The organism is Methylophaga sp. SB9B (assembly GCF_004832235.1).
GTDB classification, from domain to species: Bacteria; Pseudomonadota; Gammaproteobacteria; order Nitrosococcales; family Methylophagaceae; genus Methylophaga; species Methylophaga muralis.
Genome location: NZ_SSXS01000098.1, coordinates 1 through 253, shown reverse-complemented (window position 1 = coordinate 253; position 253 = coordinate 1). Strand labels below are relative to the sequence as shown.

Genomic DNA, 253 nt, shown 5'->3' with positions numbered 1-253 from the left:
GATTGCAAACTTTGCGTCAATGTCTGCCCGACCGGTATTGATATCCGTAAAGGCCAACAGGAAGGTTGTATCACTTGTGGTTTGTGCATTGATGCCTGTGATTCGGTAATGGATAAAATCAATGAGCGCGCGGCTTGATTCGTTACGCTTCATACGCTGAGTTGCAAGGTCATAGCAAACCGCAAGCGCTGTATAAACGTCCTCGAGTGATTATCTACACGCTGATCCTGTTGGCCTCTCTGGCAGGTATTGT

The 253-nt window shown here is 47.4% G+C and carries 1 pseudogene; it reads left to right on the top strand.

The window, feature by feature from the left end:
• A pseudogene (locus tag E8Q33_RS15315) lies at positions 1–253 on the top strand (4Fe-4S dicluster domain-containing protein); the annotation flags it as partial.